Origin of the sequence: Streptomyces sp. AcH 505, from assembly GCF_000818175.1 — a bacterium.
In the GTDB taxonomy this organism is placed as follows: Bacteria; Actinomycetota; Actinomycetes; order Streptomycetales; family Streptomycetaceae; genus Streptomyces.
Genome location: NZ_JTIY01000001.1, coordinates 2,205,026 through 2,219,860, shown reverse-complemented (window position 1 = coordinate 2,219,860; position 14,835 = coordinate 2,205,026). Strand labels below are relative to the sequence as shown.

The window sequence follows — 14,835 nt, the reverse complement described above, 5'->3', positions numbered from 1 at the left end:
GGCGCCGAGCACCAGCCCGGCCGCCCCGGCGGCGCCCGCAGTCCCGAGCACGCGCCGCCTGGAAACGCCGCTGCCGGTGCCGCTGCCGGTGCCGGCAGGGTGGCCCTGGTCCCGGTCTTGGCCCTGGTCCCGGTCCTGGTCCTGGCCTGTGGAGGTCTCGCTCACGGTGGTTCAGCCGATCTTGACGTTCTTGTAGACGGTCTGCTCGTCGATGTCGGAGGTGCGGACGGTGACTTGGAGCTGCCACTCGCCCGGCAACGGGATCTGGATGTTCTCCGCGCTCCAGTGTCCAGGGGCGAACCGCTTGGGCGCGATGGGCAGCGGGCCGATCTTCTGCGCCTTCAGGGTGATGGAGGCCCGTACCTCGGGGACGTCGAGCGGCTGCTTGTCGGGGCCGTTGACGTAGATGTGCATCAGGTTGTCACCGGAGCGGGCGGGGCTGATGTAGACCTCCGCCGTGCCCTTGCCGTTCTCGCCGCCGGTGTCGAAGGGCAGCAGGACGTCCACGGGACCCGCTGTGGCGGGCGCCGCGGTGCTCGCGCCGCCGGTGCGGTCCGCTTCCTGCTCGGCGGTGCGGCCGGGTTCGGTGGTGGTGAGGATGGTGGTGACGGCGAGGAGGACGACGGCCACACCGGCCTCGGCCAGGACGGAACGGCGCAGTCCTGAACGGCTCGGATCGGCGTCACGCAGCCGCTTTTGGCGTGCAGTCGCCAACGCCGCTTTCTGCCGTTCCAGCTGGGTAGCTCTACGGGTGTCACCGACCGGCGCGGCGGTCCCGGTCTCCGTATCAGCCGCTGTGCCCGCCGAGGCGGCGGCCGGGACGGCCACGCTCTCGGTCTCCTGAGCGGCTTCGGTATCGGTCGCGATGGCGGACTCGGACCCGGCCTCCGTCTCCGCGACCGCTTCCTGGGCCGTCGTCGCCAGCCGTCCCGTCCACCGCCGGGAGAAGTAGGCGATCCCCACGAGCACGGCGACAAGCCCGACCTTGACCAGAAGGAGTTGTCCGTATGAGGTTCCCCCGAGCGCCGACCACGACCCGACCTGCCGCCAGCTCTGGTAGAGGCCGGAGGCGGCGAGTACGACGACACTGACGAAGGCGGTGCCGGAGAAGCGCCGTACGGCCGCTGCCTCTATATAGGGAGTGCGGTAGAGAGCGACGAGCAGGGCGGTGAGACCGCCCAGCCAGGTGGCCACGGCCAGCAGGTGGATGACATCGACGGGCATGGCGAGGCCGGGCTGGATCCCGGTCGACGCGTGCTCGGACAGCGCCCACGTCGCGGCGATCCCCGCCGCGACGACGGCGCCGCCTATCGCGAGGCCGAAGGTGAGGTCCTGCTTCTCCTTGCCCGCGTCCGTGCCGGGCTGCTCGCTGTCGGGCTGCTCACTGTCGGTGTGTTCGCCATCGGGCTGCTCGCTCCCGGCGGCCACCTCACGCTTGGCGTAGGCGCCGAAGAGCACGGCGATGAAGAGGGCTGCCGCGCCCAGGAGCAGCAGCCTGGAGATGAGGGCCGCTCCCTCCTTCGTGGCGAGTACGTCCTGGAGTCCGCCGAGATCGAAGGCGTCGGCGAGTTTGCCGGAGCCGGTGTAGGGGGTGCGCAGCAACAGCAGGACGAGAGTGGCGGCGGTGATCGTGACCCAGCCGCGTACGACGAGCCGTTGCAGCGGCCGGGCGCTCGCGCCGCGCTGCCAGCAGCCGAGCACGAAGGCCGCGCCACCGACGAGGAGGATGAACCCGGCGTACGAGGCATAGCGGGCGGCCCCGTACAGGACACCGACGAGTCCGCCGCCCGCCTCGTCGTCGGAGACATGGACGGTGGTCTTGGACGGCGCCCCGATGGAGAAGGTGAAGGCGCCGGAGACCGGATGGCTGTCGGCGGAGACGGCCTGCCAGGCGACGGTGTACGTGCCGTCGGGCACGCCCGCGTGCAGGGCGACGGCGTAACGGGCGCCCGAACCCCCGCCGGCGCTCCGGACCTTGCCCGCGTCGGCGCGCTTGCCGGCCGGGTCGAGTACGCGGACACCGTTGTCGCCGAGAGAGACCTCTTCGGAGAAAGTGAGGGTGATGTCCTTGGGAGCAGTGGCAACCACCGCCCCGTCCGCCGGATCGCTGGCGGTGAGAGCGGCGTGCGCCGACGCCGTACCGGACAGGACCGTGAAGACGGTCCCGACGAGCACGGAGACGACGAGCAGCAGTCGCACCGTCAGGGATGGCGGTCCGAAGCGTGGGGCGGTGGCTGTCATGGCGTCCTGATCCCTCACTGCTTGGGCGGGTTGTACGTGGGCTCCTTCACGGGAAGCTCGACCGTGACCGGTCCGGACTTCTCGAAGTGCAGTACGACGTCGACCTTCTGGCCCTGCAAGGGCTTCCGCTTGAGGTCCATGAACATGATGTGGTTGCCACCACGTTCCAGATCAAGAGTGCCGTCGGCGGGAATTCCGAACGACGTGACCTCTTGCATCCGGTCGTTGACGGTCTGGTGGATGGAGATGTTGTCGGAGATGTCGCTGGTGACAGAGGTCAGTTTGTCGGCGCCGCCGTCGTTGGTGACGATGAGGAATCCGGCCGCCAGGTCGGTGACGGGGGGCTGCGGCATATAGGCGCCGGTGACCTTCAGTTCGGGCTTCGCGCCGGACGCCTTGCCGGCGTCGACCGAGGAGTTCGCCGAGGAGTCCGCCGAGCAGCCCGCCAGGGCCAGTGCGGCGGTGAGACCTATGGCGACCGTCAGCGGGGCGCGCCGGTTCACGGCGTCTCTCCCTTGACGAGCTTGGGCAGGTCCTTGGTGTAGTCGTCGGCCGTCGCCTCCGAGTCGTACAGCACGTATCCGCCGTCGGTCTTCGGCGAGAAGGCGATGACCTGGGCGCCGTGCGTGGACGTGATCGTGCCGTCCTTGTGCTTCTCCGGCGGTTCGACGTCGATGCCGAGCTGGCGGGCGCCGGCCTGGATCGTGGGGAAGTCGCCGGTCAGGCCGACGAAGGACGGGTCGCCCGCGCTGGGCAGCCACTTGCCGAGTTCGGCCGGGGTGTCCCTGTCCGGGTCGGTGGTGACGAAGACGACCTGCAGCTGCGCCTGCTCTGCCTTGGTGAGCGACTTCCGCGCGATGGCGAGGTTGCTCATCGTCAGCGGGCAGATGTCCGGGCAGTGCGTGTAGCCGAAGTAGATCAGCGTGGGCTTGCCCTTGGTGCGCTCGCGCAGGTCGTACGGCTTGCCGTGGGTGTCCTTGAGGACGAGGTCCGGCTTCTTGAAGGGGGTGTCGAGCACGGTCGCCGGTTTGTCGGCCGGCTGCGAGACGTCGGCGATCGCTTTGGAGGAGGAGTCGTTGCTGTCGCCGTCGCTGCCACAGGCGGTGAGGGTGAGCGCGGTGAGTACCGCGAGGGTGGCGGCGAGCGGGACTGTCTTCTTACGCATGAGGTATTTCCTGGTGGTGGTGTGCGGGGCACCGGGCACGCGGGGCCGGGACGCCATGGATGGCATGCCGTCCCAGCCTCGCGCGCCGCGGGTGCTTGGTGCGTCAGGCGGTGCGGCGCCGGCCGGCGAGTACGCCGAAGGCCACACCGGCGATGCCGACGACGATGCCGACGATGCCGAGGACCCGCGCGAGGTTGTCGCTGCTGTCCGAGTCGGACGAGGCCGCGGTCGTACCGGCCTTCGTGTCGTCCTGCTTGGCGGCGGTGTCACTGGCCTTGCTGTCGGCAGCCCCGCCGTGTCCGTCCTCGGGGGCGGCGGCGGTCAGCTTCAGCACGGGCGCCGGGTTCTCCGGCTCGGCCGCGCCTTCCTTCGGCTCCTCGATCCACCGGACGACCTCCTTGTTGGAGTACGTCTGGATGGCCTTGAACACCAGCTGGTCGGTGTCCGTGGGCAGCGGGCTCACGGACAGCGGGAAGAGCTGGAACTGCCCCGCCGGGATCGAGCTCTTGGCGTCGGCGGTCCAGGTGACCTTCGAGACCGCCTCGTTGACCGGTGAGCCGTGCAGGTCGATCGGCTTGGCGAGCTTGGTCTTGACGATGTCGATCTTCCAGCCGGGGATCGGCTCCGGCATCACGGAGGCCAGCGGGTGGTCCGCCGGGATGTTGACCTCGACCTTGGTGGTCGTGGCGTCGTCGCGCTCGTTCGGCACCTTGAAGTTGATGATGGCCGAGCCGCCCTTGGCGGCCTCGCCCGCCGCCGACACGCCGACGTGGGCGGACGCGGGTCCGGCGAGCAGCAGGACGGAAGCGGCGGCCACACCGCCCGCGACGGCGAAACGGGCGGTCTTCGCGGCTGGGAACTTCGCGGCTGAGAACTTCACGGCTGGGAACACAGAACACTCCAGTGGCTGTGGGAGGAGGACGGAGGCAGAACAGGCGCCGGCGTGCGTCCGCACGGCGGCATCGCGACACCGCCCCGATCCCCTGCGGGACATGGCGTCCCGACGGGCGGAGAGTGCGGAGGGCGTCGCTTCAGGCTGCGAGGGCGAGTGCGGCCGGCGGGCCGCGCCTGATCACCGTGTGCTGGAGTGCCCGCCCGGCAGGTGCGGGCGGTGGTTCGTACGAGAAGCGCGCGGCCCGTGCGGTCTCGGGCGCCGAGCCGCAGGGCAGCCCGGCCAGCAGGGCGCGGGCCAGCGTGAAAGCGGCCCGCAGGGCGCGCAGTTGGGCGCTGTCCGTAAGGCTTTCCGCCACGCTCTCCCTGACCTCGCCGATGCCCTGCGCCGAGAGCCGGGCGGAGAGCCGCGCGATCCTGACCAGTGCGAGGTCCCCGCGGCGCAGCAGCCAGCCCGTCGCGAGAGCGGCGAGCAGGTGCGCGAGCACCATGGGGAGCGAGGGCAGTAGCCCGGCGGCGGTACCGGCGGCGGGAGCCATGGCCATCGGGCCGCCGTGCGTGTCCATCCCGGGCATGCCCGCCATACCGGCCATGCCGTGCGCCGTGCCCGCCGTACCGGACAGGCCCGGTACACCGGAGGCGCCTGACGTGCCGATGCCGGCCTCGGCCACGATCCGCTGCGCGTCGACATGGCTGAGTGAGGCGGGGCCGGCTCCGCAGAGCAGCTTCGCCGCCATCCTGACCAGTGCGTCGTTGCCGCCGGCCGGCATCACCATGTGCTGCTGGCCGAGTCCGAACAGGCTGTGCAGACCGAGCTGTCCGGCCGTCAGGGCCGACACGATGGTCGCGGTGGAACGCGGCCGTCCGGCGAGTGGCGCCACCACGGCGAACAGCAGGAGGAAGCCGGCCAGCAGGGTCCACCACGGCACGGGCGCACAGGCGGCGACGACGTGTCCCGTCGCGGACAGCACAAGACAGACCGCGGTGAACACCGCGGCCCTTACCAGCCGGGGGCCGGTTCCTGCGTGTGCGACAGGGGCAGACATGGCGGGCTCATCATCGCACTGCGTCCCCCCGCTCCGTAGGGCAGGTCCGGAAGGTCAGCCTCCGTCCCATACACCGCTCTACGTCACATACGCGTCCGCCGAATGAGGGGTCTCACACCCCCGGCGCGCTTACGGAGGGTCCGGAAGGGCAATACGTATCGGTATGTCGAGCCGCAGCCAGGAGGCTGGAGCATGAGCATCTGGTGGTCTCTCCATTTGCGGCGCGAAGCCGCGAGTGTTCCACTCGCCCGCCGCCTTCTGCTCGACGCCATGGACACCGCGGGCGTCGATCCCGACATCTCCTTCGACCTGTCGGTCGCGCTCACCGAGGCCTGTGCCAACGCCGTTGAGCACGGCGGGGACGAAGGGACGGGCGAGGCGCCCGGGGGTTACCGGGTGACCGCGTATCTGGACGGCGCGACGTGCCGTATCGAAGTGGCCGACTCCGGCCCCGGCTTCCCCGCCCGCCGGGTGGTCAGACGCCCGGCGCCCGCGCCCCTCACCGCGGAGAGCGGCCGGGGGCTGTGTCTGATCGAGCAGCTCGCCGACCACGTGCACTTCCGCAACCGTCCGGGCCAGGGCGCCGTCGTCAGCTTCGACAAGACCCTGAAGTGGCGCGAGGACGCGCTGCTGCGGGCCGGCTAGCGCCCGCCTGCCTGCCTCGCAGGCGCTGGCCGGCCGCTCGCGCGTTACGACCGCTTGAGCTCCGCCATCCAGGCCTCGACCTCGTCGGAGCGCCGCGGCAGCCCCGCCGACAGATTCCGGTTGCCGTCCTCGGTGACGACGAGATCGTCCTCGATCCGCACCCCGATGCCGCGGTACTCCTCGGGCACCGTCAGATCGTCGGGCTGGAAGTAGAGCCCCGGCTCGACGGTGAGGCACATGCCGGGCTCCAGCGTCCCCTCGGCGTACACCTCCCTGCGCGCGGCGGCGCAGTCGTGGACGTCCAGGCCGAGCATGTGGCCCGTGCCGTGCAGGGTCCAGCGGCGCTGCAGGCCCAGCTCCAGGACCTGCTCCACCGGCCCTTCCAGCAGCCCCCACTCGACGAGCTTCTCGGCGAGCACGCGCTGCGCCGCGTCGTGGAAGTCGCGGTACTTGGCGCCCGGCTTGACCGCGGCGATGCCGGCCTCCTGCGCCTCGTACACCGCGTCGTAGATCTTCCGCTGCAGCTCGTTGAACCGGCCGTCGATCGGCAGTGTGCGCGTGACGTCGGCGGTGTAGAGGGTGTGGGTCTCCACACCGGCGTCGAGCAGCAGCAGATCGCCGGAGCGTACGTCGCCGTCGTTGCGTACCCAGTGCAGCGTCGTGGCGTGCGGTCCGGCCGCGCAGATCGAGCCGTAGCCGATGTCGTTGCCCTCGACCCTGGCGCGCAGGAAGAACGTGCCCTCGATGTACCGCTCGCTGGTGGCCTCGGCCTTGTCGAGGACCTTCACCACGTCCTCGAAGCCGCGCACGGTCGAGTCGACGGCCTTCTGCAGCTCGCCGATCTCGAAGTCGTCCTTCACCGCGCGCGCCTCGGAGAGGTAGACGCGCAGCTCCTCGTCGCGCTCGGCGGTGACCTTGTCGCTCAGCGCGGCCTCGATGACGGCGTCGTGCCCGCGTACGTTACGGACCGGGCCCGTCGCCTCGGTCAGCGCCGCGGGCAGTTCCCTCACGTCCTTGGCGGGAACGCCGAGCAGTTGCTCCGCCTCGGCCAGGGAGTGTCGGCGGCCGACCCACAGCTCGCCCTGGCCGTCCAGCCAGAACTCGCCGTTCTCCCGGTTGGAGCGCGGCAGCAGATAGACGGTGGCGGTGTGCCCTTCGCCGGCCGGCTCCAGCACCAGGACGCCGTCCTGCGTCTGGTCGCCGGTGAGATACGCGTACTCGGTGGAGGCGCGGAAGACGTAGTCGGTGTCGTTGGACCGGGTCTTGAGCCGGCCCGCCGGGATGACCAGCCGCTCACCGGGGAAGCGCGCGGACAGCGCCGCGCGGCGCGCCGCGGTCTCGGCCGCCTGCGCGATCGGCTCCAGGCCGTGCAGCTCGGTGTCGGCCCAGCCTGACTTCATGTTTTCCGCGAGCTCGTCGGACACGCCGGGGTACAGTCCGTTCTTCCGCTGCTTGATCGGCTCTTCTTCCGCCTCCGGGAGCACTGGTTCCGTCTCCGGCAGTTCCAGGTGCTCCGGGGTGAGCTCCTCAGCCACGTCTTCTCCTCGCTACGACACCGGCCCGGCATTGGACCGTTTTCCATCGTATGTGCGAGGGCAAGACGGCCCAGGTCGCTGCGTGTGTGATGTGAGAAATCAGTCGAAGCGGGCGGCCAGCAGCACGATGTCCTCCATCGGGTCACCGGCCGGCGGCAGGTCGGGCAGGACGGTCCGCAGGACGTGCCCGGCGACCGCCGCCGGATCGTCCCGCAGCGCGCGCGGCACACTCGCCGCCGCCGCGTGCAGCCGGGCGTAGGCGCGGTCCATCGGCTCGCCGGTGCGCCGCAGCAGCCCGTCGGTGTACAGCAGCACCGTTTCTCCTGGTTCGGGATACAGCTCCACGCTCGGCGCCTCCCAGCACGCCAGCATCCCCAGCGGCGCCGAGAGCGACGTCTCGACGAACTCCGTACGCCGGTCCCCGACGACCAGCGGCGGCGCGTGTCCCGCCCCGGCCAGCACGATCTTCCGCCGCACCGGCTCCGCGTACGCGAACAGCGCGGTGGCCGTACGGGCCGGCTCGGTCAGCCGCAGCAGCAGCTCCAGATCGGACAGGACGGCGACCGGGTCCTCGCCCTCCATCACCGCGTACGCCCGCAGCGAGGCGCGCAGCCGGCCCATCGCCGCCACGGCGCTGGGTCCCGAACCGCTCACCGAGCCGACGGCGAGGCCGAGCGCGCCCTCCGGGAGCGGCAGCGCGTCGTACCAGTCGCCGCCGCCGCGCGGCCCGGTGCGGTGGCACACGGCGAGCTGGACGCCGGAGACCCGGGGGAGCCTCCCCGGCAGCAGTTCGTCGGCGATGGTGGCGACCCGCGCGCGGGCCCGCTCCAGCTCCAGCAGCCGGGCCAGATGCTCGCCCGCGTACCGGGCGTAGAGCGAGATCAGGTGGCGCTGGCGTTCCATCGGCTCGGCCGGCTCGTCGTACAGCCAGATCGCCGCGCCGAGCTTGACGGGCGCGGCCCCCGTCGGCTCGCCCGCCTCGTTGCTCCCGGGGTCGGTGGCCAGCGGTACGCCGTAACTGGCGCCGTATCCGAGCCGGGCGGCCACCTCGCGGTGGCGCGGGTCGAGGGCGCTGTCGGCGAGCAGGTCGGGTACGGCGACGTGTTCGGCGGGGGCGCCCGAGCTGTCGAGGAGCGGGCCGAGCGACGTGACGCCGCGCGGCACCGTCTCCAGATGGCCGAGGTCGGCATGGGCGAGACCGAGGCCGAGGGTGGTGACGGGGCCGAGGCCGTCGGCCGGTTCGAGCACGGCCAGCCCCCGCCTGGCGCCGACCAGCGCGGCGCCCGCCCGCAGCAGCTCGTCGAGGGCGTCCGCCAGGGAACGGGTCCTGGTGAGCCGCTCGGTGAGTTCGTGGAGGGTGGTCAGATCGGAGACCCAGCCGGCCAGCCGGTCCTGGATCAGTACGACCGGCGGGGCCTGGAGATCGTCGAGAGGCGGGACAGTGTGAGCGGGGGCCGGAACTGTGGAATCGATTCCAGCCACTTTCGGCATGTTCGGAGCGCTCATGGCAGCCGACTTTCTGACTGGTGCGTTTCGCTCGACAGTCGGGCAAAACCTCAGGTCATTTCGCGCAGCTGTCGATGCATCCACATGTACACGCACAACAGCGTTAATGTCCAGCATTGTCCTGGGGGGACGGCCGGTGTCCGTGGCGCAGCCGAGCCGAATCAAGTTGGCCGAAAAATGACCCACCTGGCTTGGTTTTGCTGTCGACTGAGGACGCTCAACAGGGGATCTGCCAGGGCCGACGTGCATACGCCGCCCCCGGTGGAGCGTCATTCCGAACGTGATGGGTACGTAAACGGTGACGGACAGGGGCAGTTGGGACCGCCCCGGAACCTGGCGGTCGGCCCGGGCGTCTTAACCGCCGTAGGCCGTGCCCCATCCCCCGGAGTGGCGAGGACAGCACAGCGGAACAGCGAGCGCCATGCGCACGCCACCACTCGCCATCCGTTCGCGGCAATTCGCGGAAACTCGCGGAATACAGTCAAGCTCGGTCCGATCACGGCGTCACGGGCATAGCGTCAAGTGCACAGTGTCAAACGCACAGTGTCATGGGCGCGGCGTTACGGACGCGGCGTCGACGGCACACACGTGTACGCAGAGCGAATACGCACAGCGAGTACGCACAGCGAAGTGATGCACACACATGGTGTCAGTGTCATGTGGACCTCGGCGTTCAACGGAAAGGAACGAGCGCTCATGCGCGAGATCCTCGGAAGGCGACGCAGGCTGCGGCTCCGGCGCAATGGGATGCCTGCCCAACTCGAAGCGGCGCTCACCTGCGCCACGGCGTGGAACTGGCCCGTACTGCCGGGCGCGGGCCTGAAATCGGCCGGCGGCCGGGGAGCGCGCGGGCGCGGCTGCGCCTGCCCGGACCCCGAGTGCGTCGTACCCGGCGCACACCCCTTCGACCCCGGGCTGCTGGCGGCGACCACCGACGGGCGCATGGTGCGCTGGTGGTGGCAGAACCGCCCGGCGGCCCCGATCGTGCTGGCCACCGGCGGCAGTGCGCCGTGCGCCGTGAGCCTGCCGGCGGTCGCCGCAGCCCGCGCCCTGGCGGAGCTGGACGGGATGGGCATGCGGCTCGGCCCGGTCGTCGCGACGCCCACGCGCTGGTCGCTGCTGGTCGCCCCGTACTCCCTGGAACAGCTCGGCGAGCTGCTGTACGCGAAGGACTGGGTGCCCAGCTCGCTGCGGTTCCACGGGGAGGGCGGCTACATCGTCCTGCCGCCGTCCGAGGCCGCCGGCGGTCAGGTCCGCTGGGAGCGGGCTCCCCTGCCGGGTTCCGCGGCGCCGTGGCTGCCGGGGGTGGAGGCTGTGGTGGACGCGCTGGTCGAGGCGAGTACGAGCGCGCCGGACGGCGGCAGCAGGCTCGCGTACTGAGCACCCTGAGTACCTGAGTACCTGAGCACTCTGAGCACCTGAGTTCTCGCGCACCGAGCACCTGAGCTCTCGTTCACCGAGCAGCAGAGCTACGCAGACGACTGCGGGCGGGCCCGTCGGCCCGCCCGTCGGCGTTTCGTCACTCGTACGGGTGCGAGCGGATCCCAGTTGTACGGGAATTGGGCGCGCGGCGCCGTGGCCCGCTTCGATCCGCCGTTATCTTTTGCCGACCGCAGCGAACTCCCGGCAGTGACAGGTGGGCCCCGCCATGAACCTCCGCATGCTCGGGCTCGCCGCCGTCGTGGTGGTCGCGGCGCTGCTGCCGCTGGTGGCGTCGGCGGGACCTGCGGGCAAGGACGCCGAGGCGCCGCGTGCCCATGACATGGCGAGTGACGCGAAGGCGCCCGGCGGTGCTCAGCCGGGTGCCGCGCGGGCGCCGCGCGACATGTCTCCGGTGCGTACGGCCGAGCGGTGCGGGCCCGAAGTGACCTCTCCCGAGGGGATCGAGGCGCAGACCTGCGTGCTGACCGAGGCGCCCGACACATGGGCGCGTACGTACTACCGCAACACGTCGGGCGGCGAACTGCTCGCGGCACTCAGCCTCATGGGACCCGGCGGACGGACCGTACAGACACACTGCGCCGTCGAGGCGCAGGACGACCCGGCGACGTGTGAGACACCCAGGGAACCGTCCGCCGGGGGATCGGCGCAGTACACGGCGGTGGCGGAGTTCGCGACGCCGGTCGACGGCACGGACGTCGGTCCGCTGCTGCTGAGGTCGGGCAGCAACTCGACGGAGCCTGGGGGGCGTTGACACCCCGGCAGCCGTCGGCGCATGAAAAGACCCGGTCGCTGGCGACGGGGGATGCACCAGCGACCGGGCTCCTAGAACCGTAACAAGAGATCGGCGGTTAGCAAATTCGATCCGGCATATTCACGCATCGAATTACCTGCCAGTACGGCACTTGCGCAGAAAGCGTGTGACCGGTCTCACCGCACCCGCGCATGCCGGTCGCGTGTCACGGACACGGATCGCCACCGCCTCCGCGCCCACTGTCACGCGGAGGCCGTGCCGGTGGTCGTGCCGGGTGTCGTACGAACGCCGTACGGGCGCCGTCCCACCGTCAGCTCAGCGTCACCTGGCGGTTGGTGAGGCCGCCGCGCGCCCGGCGCTCGTCGCCGGTCAGCGGCGCGTCGACGGCGAGCGCGGCGGTCAGCCGCTCGGCGAACTCCGCCGCGGGCTTCTCACAGTCGTCCGCGCCCATCGTCGTCGGCAGGTCCCACACCGGCACCGTCACGCCGTGCGCCCGGAAGGAGCCGACGAGCCGGGTCCCTTCGCCGAGGTCGGAGGTGCCGGCCGCGTGCAGCCGCGCGAGCGCGTCGAGCAGCTTCTCCTCCGGGTACGGCATCACCCAGCGCAGATGGTTCTTCTCCGGCGTCTCGCACCAGTACGCGGCGTCCGAGCCGCTGAGCAGCACGGTCGGGATCGCCGCCGCGTTGGCGCGCTCCAGGGAGGCCGTCACCTCGGCGGACGCGTTCTCCGCGTCCGGCACCCAGAACTCGAAGCCCGGGTGCACGACCGGTGTGAAGTCCGCGTCCGGGTCGAGGAGATCCTGCAACCGCGGACCGTCGGCCGAAACCCGCTCGGCGGCAACGGGGTTGCCGGGTTCGGCGACCAGCGCGCGCTGCAGGGTGTCGGCGAGATCGCGGCTCAGGTCGCCGGACGAGGTGTCGTTCTGCAGGGCGAGCAGCACCGAACCGTCGTCGCGGCGCAGCGCGGGCCATGCCATGGGCAGTACGGTCGCGAGCGTCACGGAGGGCACGCCTTCGGGCAGCCCGTCCTTGAGCGTCAGCTCCGCCGTCGCCGCCGGGACCAGCTCGCGCATCGCGACCCAGTCGCACTCGCCGGCGAGTCCTTCGAACGGGCGCTGGACCAGCTCCGTGACGGCGTGCGCCGCGGCCCGGCCGTGACATGCCTTGTAGCGGCGGCCCGAGCCGCACGGACAGGGCTCGCGGGCCCCGACCACCGGGATCGGCCCGTCGTTGAGCTGCGCCTTCGTGGCCTTGGTCTGGGGGCGCTTCTTGGCCATGGTGTGGCTTTCTCCCGGGAGCGGCGATGCGGTACAGGCCGCGAGCCTAGCGCCCCTCCCGACGGGCTTCGTGCTGTCGCGGCTCCCGGCACGCGGGGCCGCGGTGCGGTCGCCCGTGCATCACCCGTACATCACGCGCACCCGCACCCCGCACCCGCACCGGCCCTCGCTCGCGCGGAGAGCGCGGCGGCCGTCCTCGTAAGGGACGGACCGGAGGTCAGGGACGAGCGATCCGCTCAGTCCGCGTCCTCGAAGTCGAAGGCATCCGCGAAGTCCAGCCCGTCGAGGCCGTCGAGCCCGCGCAGCCCGGGTGCCGCGATACGGCTCGCGAAGTCCTCGCGGCGCTGCGCCTCGCGGCGGTGTCCCTCGTTGACGAGCGCCCAGACCGTGACCTCGCCGGACGCGCTGTCCCGTACGCCCCAGTCCTGCGCGAGCGCCGTGATGATGTTCAGCCCGCGGCCGCCGCGCGCCGTGACCGAGGGGGTCGACGGAACGGGCCGGGTCGGGCCGCCGCCGTCCGTCACCTCGACCGTCAGCCGGCCGGACTTGTCGACCTGCCAGGCGGCACGGATGTCGCCGTCGCCGATCTCCGTGTGGCCCAGCGGCCTGCCGTGCCGCCAGGCGTTGCTGAGCAGTTCGGACAGGATCAGAACAGCGTCGTCCACGACCGAGTCCGACATGCCGCTGCGGTGCAACTGCTCCCGCATACGATGCCGGGCTTCGCCCACGCCCGCAGGGCCGTGGGTCACGGCCATGCTGGACGACGTCGGCACTTCCTGTGCCACCACGAATGCCACCCCCGAGACCTCCTTCGCCCCACGCCACGGTGTGGATGCCCCATTGGCCTGGACCGGAAACCGGCCAAGGGCGACCCTTTGACGCATTCGTAACGGCCGGCAGCGGACCGAACGCGCCGGTGCACTCCCTGTGGCGGTTCCGCCGCTCAGACCGCGCGGCCGAGCTGGGAAAGTACCTGTTTGGGACGGTTCGTAATGATGGCTTCGACTCCGAGGCGTACACAGAGGTCGACGTCCTCCGGCTCGTTCACCGTCCAGACATGGACACGGTGACCGGCCCGGTGCAGCCGCGCGATGTACCCCGGGTGGTTGCGCACGATCCGCATCCCGGGGCCCGCGATCCGCGCCCCGGCCGGCAGCCGGCCGTCGCGCAGCCGGGGTGAGACGAACTGCATGAGGTACACGGTGGGCAGCTGGGGCGCCGCGTAGGCGATGCGGTGCAGGGAGCGCGCGGAGAAGCTCATGACCCGTACGGACGATTCGCCGGGTTCCGGCCGTCCGTCGAGACCGAACCGGCCCAGCAGCTGGAGCAGCCGCTCCTCGACCTGGCCCGCCCAGCGGGTGGGGTGCTTGGTCTCGATGGCGAGCTGCACGGGACGCCCGGCGTCGGCCACGAGCTCCAGCAGGCGCTCCAGCGTCAGTACGGAGGTGAGCTCCGGATCGCGCCAGTCGGGGCTCTCCTCGCTGTCCTTCCACGAGCCGAAGTCGAGGGTGGCGAGGTCGGCCAGCTCCAGGGCCGATACGGCGCCGCGGCCGTTGGACGTGCGGTTCACGCGGCGGTCGTGGACGCAGACGAGGTGTCCGTCGGCGGTGAGCCGTACGTCGCACTCCAGGGCGTCCGCACCGTCCTCGATGGCCTTCGTGTAGGCGGCGAGGGTGTGCTCGGGGGCGTCCTCGGACGCTCCCCGGTGAGCGACGACCTGAATACTGGACTGACGAGCTTGGGTCACCGCGTCATGGTGCCATCGTGAAGGGGTAGCCGGGTGAACGGCGGGGTTCTATGGCCGGTCGACTCCGGATGCGTCCCTTTTGCCCTAAGTAAAGGATGGCGTGAATACGCACAGGTCCTGCTTACAGTGGCCTGACGTGCTGTGGGAAAAGCTGACCGCAGACACTTGCACAGCGGGACTCTTGCCGAAGACTGATGTGGAACCTTGAGGAGAAAGAGCTGTGAGCACCGAGAACGAGGGCACTGCGGCCCCGGCCGCCCCGTCCGTACCTCCCGTGCCGGATGCCGCTCCCGATGGCACACCCGCGTCCGCTCCGCGAGAGGCAGCGTACGAGCAGCCGTCGGCGACGGAGGGGTACCCGGGGCAGCCGGGCCACCCGCCGGCCCCGTCCGGTCAGCCGACCCAGCCCGGTCAGCACGCCCGGCCCGCTCAGCCCGGTCAGCCGGGCTACGCGGCGCAGGACCGGCCGTCCGACCAGCCGCCGTCGCCCGGCCCCGGATACGGCGAGGGGCAGGGGCAGGGGCAGGGCCCCGGCCAGGGAGAAGGACACGGCCACGCGTCGGCGGGCGGTCCCGACACCCCGCCTCCG

Annotated in this window: 13 protein-coding genes and 1 pseudogene; 4 read left to right on the top strand and 10 right to left on the bottom strand. The window is 71.2% G+C overall.

Going from position 1 to position 14,835, the window contains the following annotated elements:
* Window positions 1-171 precede the first annotated feature (171 nt).
* The 5 genes from HY68_RS10275 to HY68_RS10255 all read right to left on the bottom strand — a co-directional run bounded on the left by HY68_RS10275 (window position 172) and on the right by HY68_RS10255 (window position 5,343).
* Entirely contained in the window at window positions 172-2,241 is a 2,070-nt protein-coding gene (locus HY68_RS10275) for a copper resistance protein CopC (protein ID WP_041995617.1), read from the bottom strand.
* A 14-nt stretch (window positions 2,242-2,255) separates the two neighbouring features.
* Complete coding sequence (locus HY68_RS10270; RefSeq protein ID WP_041987231.1) at window positions 2,256-2,744, bottom strand: copper chaperone PCu(A)C; 489 nt, start codon at window positions 2,742-2,744, stop codon at window positions 2,256-2,258.
* A complete protein-coding gene (locus HY68_RS10265; RefSeq protein ID WP_041987227.1) occupies window positions 2,741-3,406 on the bottom strand; it encodes an SCO family protein in 666 nt (221 codons plus the stop codon). The genes HY68_RS10270 and HY68_RS10265 overlap by 4 nt, the downstream gene beginning before the upstream one ends.
* Before the next feature lie 103 nt (window positions 3,407-3,509).
* Window positions 3,510-4,286: a YcnI family protein gene (locus HY68_RS10260; protein ID WP_041987224.1), complete on the bottom strand. Its 777-nt coding sequence runs from the start codon at window positions 4,284-4,286 to the stop codon at window positions 3,510-3,512.
* Window positions 4,287-4,437: 151 nt separating this feature from the next.
* Entirely contained in the window at window positions 4,438-5,343 is a 906-nt protein-coding gene (locus tag HY68_RS10255; RefSeq protein ID WP_041987219.1) for a hypothetical protein, read from the bottom strand.
* Between the two features lie 192 nt (window positions 5,344-5,535).
* Between HY68_RS10255 and HY68_RS10250 the strand changes: the two genes are divergently transcribed.
* Complete coding sequence (locus HY68_RS10250; RefSeq protein ID WP_041987215.1) at window positions 5,536-5,988, top strand: ATP-binding protein; 453 nt, start codon at window positions 5,536-5,538, stop codon at window positions 5,986-5,988.
* Window positions 5,989-6,032: 44 nt separating this feature from the next.
* Here HY68_RS10250 and HY68_RS10245 read toward each other — a convergent pair whose 3' ends face one another.
* Window positions 6,033-7,523, bottom strand: coding sequence for an aminopeptidase P family protein (locus HY68_RS10245; protein ID WP_041987212.1), 1,491 nt, complete (start codon window positions 7,521-7,523; stop codon window positions 6,033-6,035).
* Window positions 7,524-7,622: 99 nt separating this feature from the next.
* A complete protein-coding gene (locus HY68_RS10240; RefSeq protein ID WP_078863525.1) occupies window positions 7,623-9,146 on the bottom strand; it encodes a PP2C family protein-serine/threonine phosphatase in 1,524 nt (507 codons plus the stop codon).
* A 579-nt stretch (window positions 9,147-9,725) separates the two neighbouring features.
* Between HY68_RS10240 and HY68_RS10235 the strand changes: the two genes are divergently transcribed.
* A complete protein-coding gene (locus HY68_RS10235; RefSeq protein ID WP_041987210.1) occupies window positions 9,726-10,409 on the top strand; it encodes a bifunctional DNA primase/polymerase in 684 nt (227 codons plus the stop codon).
* 268 nt (window positions 10,410-10,677) lie between these two features.
* Window positions 10,678-11,223, top strand: coding sequence for a hypothetical protein (locus HY68_RS10230; RefSeq protein WP_041987206.1), 546 nt, complete (start codon window positions 10,678-10,680; stop codon window positions 11,221-11,223).
* Window positions 11,224-11,533: 310 nt separating this feature from the next.
* Here HY68_RS10230 and HY68_RS10225 read toward each other — a convergent pair whose 3' ends face one another.
* From HY68_RS10225 to HY68_RS10215, 3 genes are all read right to left on the bottom strand, one after another.
* Complete coding sequence (locus HY68_RS10225) at window positions 11,534-12,499, bottom strand: DUF5926 family protein (RefSeq protein WP_041987203.1); 966 nt, start codon at window positions 12,497-12,499, stop codon at window positions 11,534-11,536.
* 236 nt (window positions 12,500-12,735) lie between these two features.
* Complete coding sequence (locus tag HY68_RS10220) at window positions 12,736-13,383, bottom strand: ATP-binding protein (protein ID WP_078863524.1); 648 nt, start codon at window positions 13,381-13,383, stop codon at window positions 12,736-12,738.
* Between the two features lie 59 nt (window positions 13,384-13,442).
* Window positions 13,443-14,246 carry a glycerophosphodiester phosphodiesterase gene (locus tag HY68_RS10215; protein ID WP_041987195.1) on the bottom strand — a complete coding sequence of 268 codons (804 nt, stop codon included), beginning with the start codon at window positions 14,244-14,246 and terminating at the stop codon, window positions 13,443-13,445.
* A 220-nt stretch (window positions 14,247-14,466) separates the two neighbouring features.
* Here HY68_RS10215 and HY68_RS44545 point away from each other — a divergent pair.
* Window positions 14,467-14,835: pseudogene (locus HY68_RS44545) on the top strand (protease); the annotation flags it as partial.

Bases quoted from the DNA above. Each gene is read 5' to 3' on its own strand.
- HY68_RS10275 (WP_041995617.1), bottom strand. From the start codon at position 2,241: ATGACAGCCACCGCCCCACGCTTCGGACCGCCATCCCTGACGGTGCGA.
- HY68_RS10265 (WP_041987227.1), bottom strand. From the start codon at position 3,406: ATGCGTAAGAAGACAGTCCCGCTCGCCGCCACCCTCGCGGTACTCACC.
- HY68_RS10230 (WP_041987206.1), top strand. From the start codon at position 10,678: ATGAACCTCCGCATGCTCGGGCTCGCCGCCGTCGTGGTGGTCGCGGCG.
- HY68_RS10255 (WP_041987219.1), bottom strand. From the start codon at position 5,343: ATGTCTGCCCCTGTCGCACACGCAGGAACCGGCCCCCGGCTGGTAAGG.
- HY68_RS10235 (WP_041987210.1), top strand. From the start codon at position 9,726: ATGCGCGAGATCCTCGGAAGGCGACGCAGGCTGCGGCTCCGGCGCAAT.
- HY68_RS10240 (WP_078863525.1), bottom strand. From the start codon at position 9,146: ATGCTGGACATTAACGCTGTTGTGCGTGTACATGTGGATGCATCGACA.
- HY68_RS10250 (WP_041987215.1), top strand. From the start codon at position 5,536: ATGAGCATCTGGTGGTCTCTCCATTTGCGGCGCGAAGCCGCGAGTGTT.
- HY68_RS10220 (WP_078863524.1), bottom strand. From the start codon at position 13,383: ATGCGTCAAAGGGTCGCCCTTGGCCGGTTTCCGGTCCAGGCCAATGGG.
- HY68_RS10225 (WP_041987203.1), bottom strand. From the start codon at position 12,499: ATGGCCAAGAAGCGCCCCCAGACCAAGGCCACGAAGGCGCAGCTCAAC.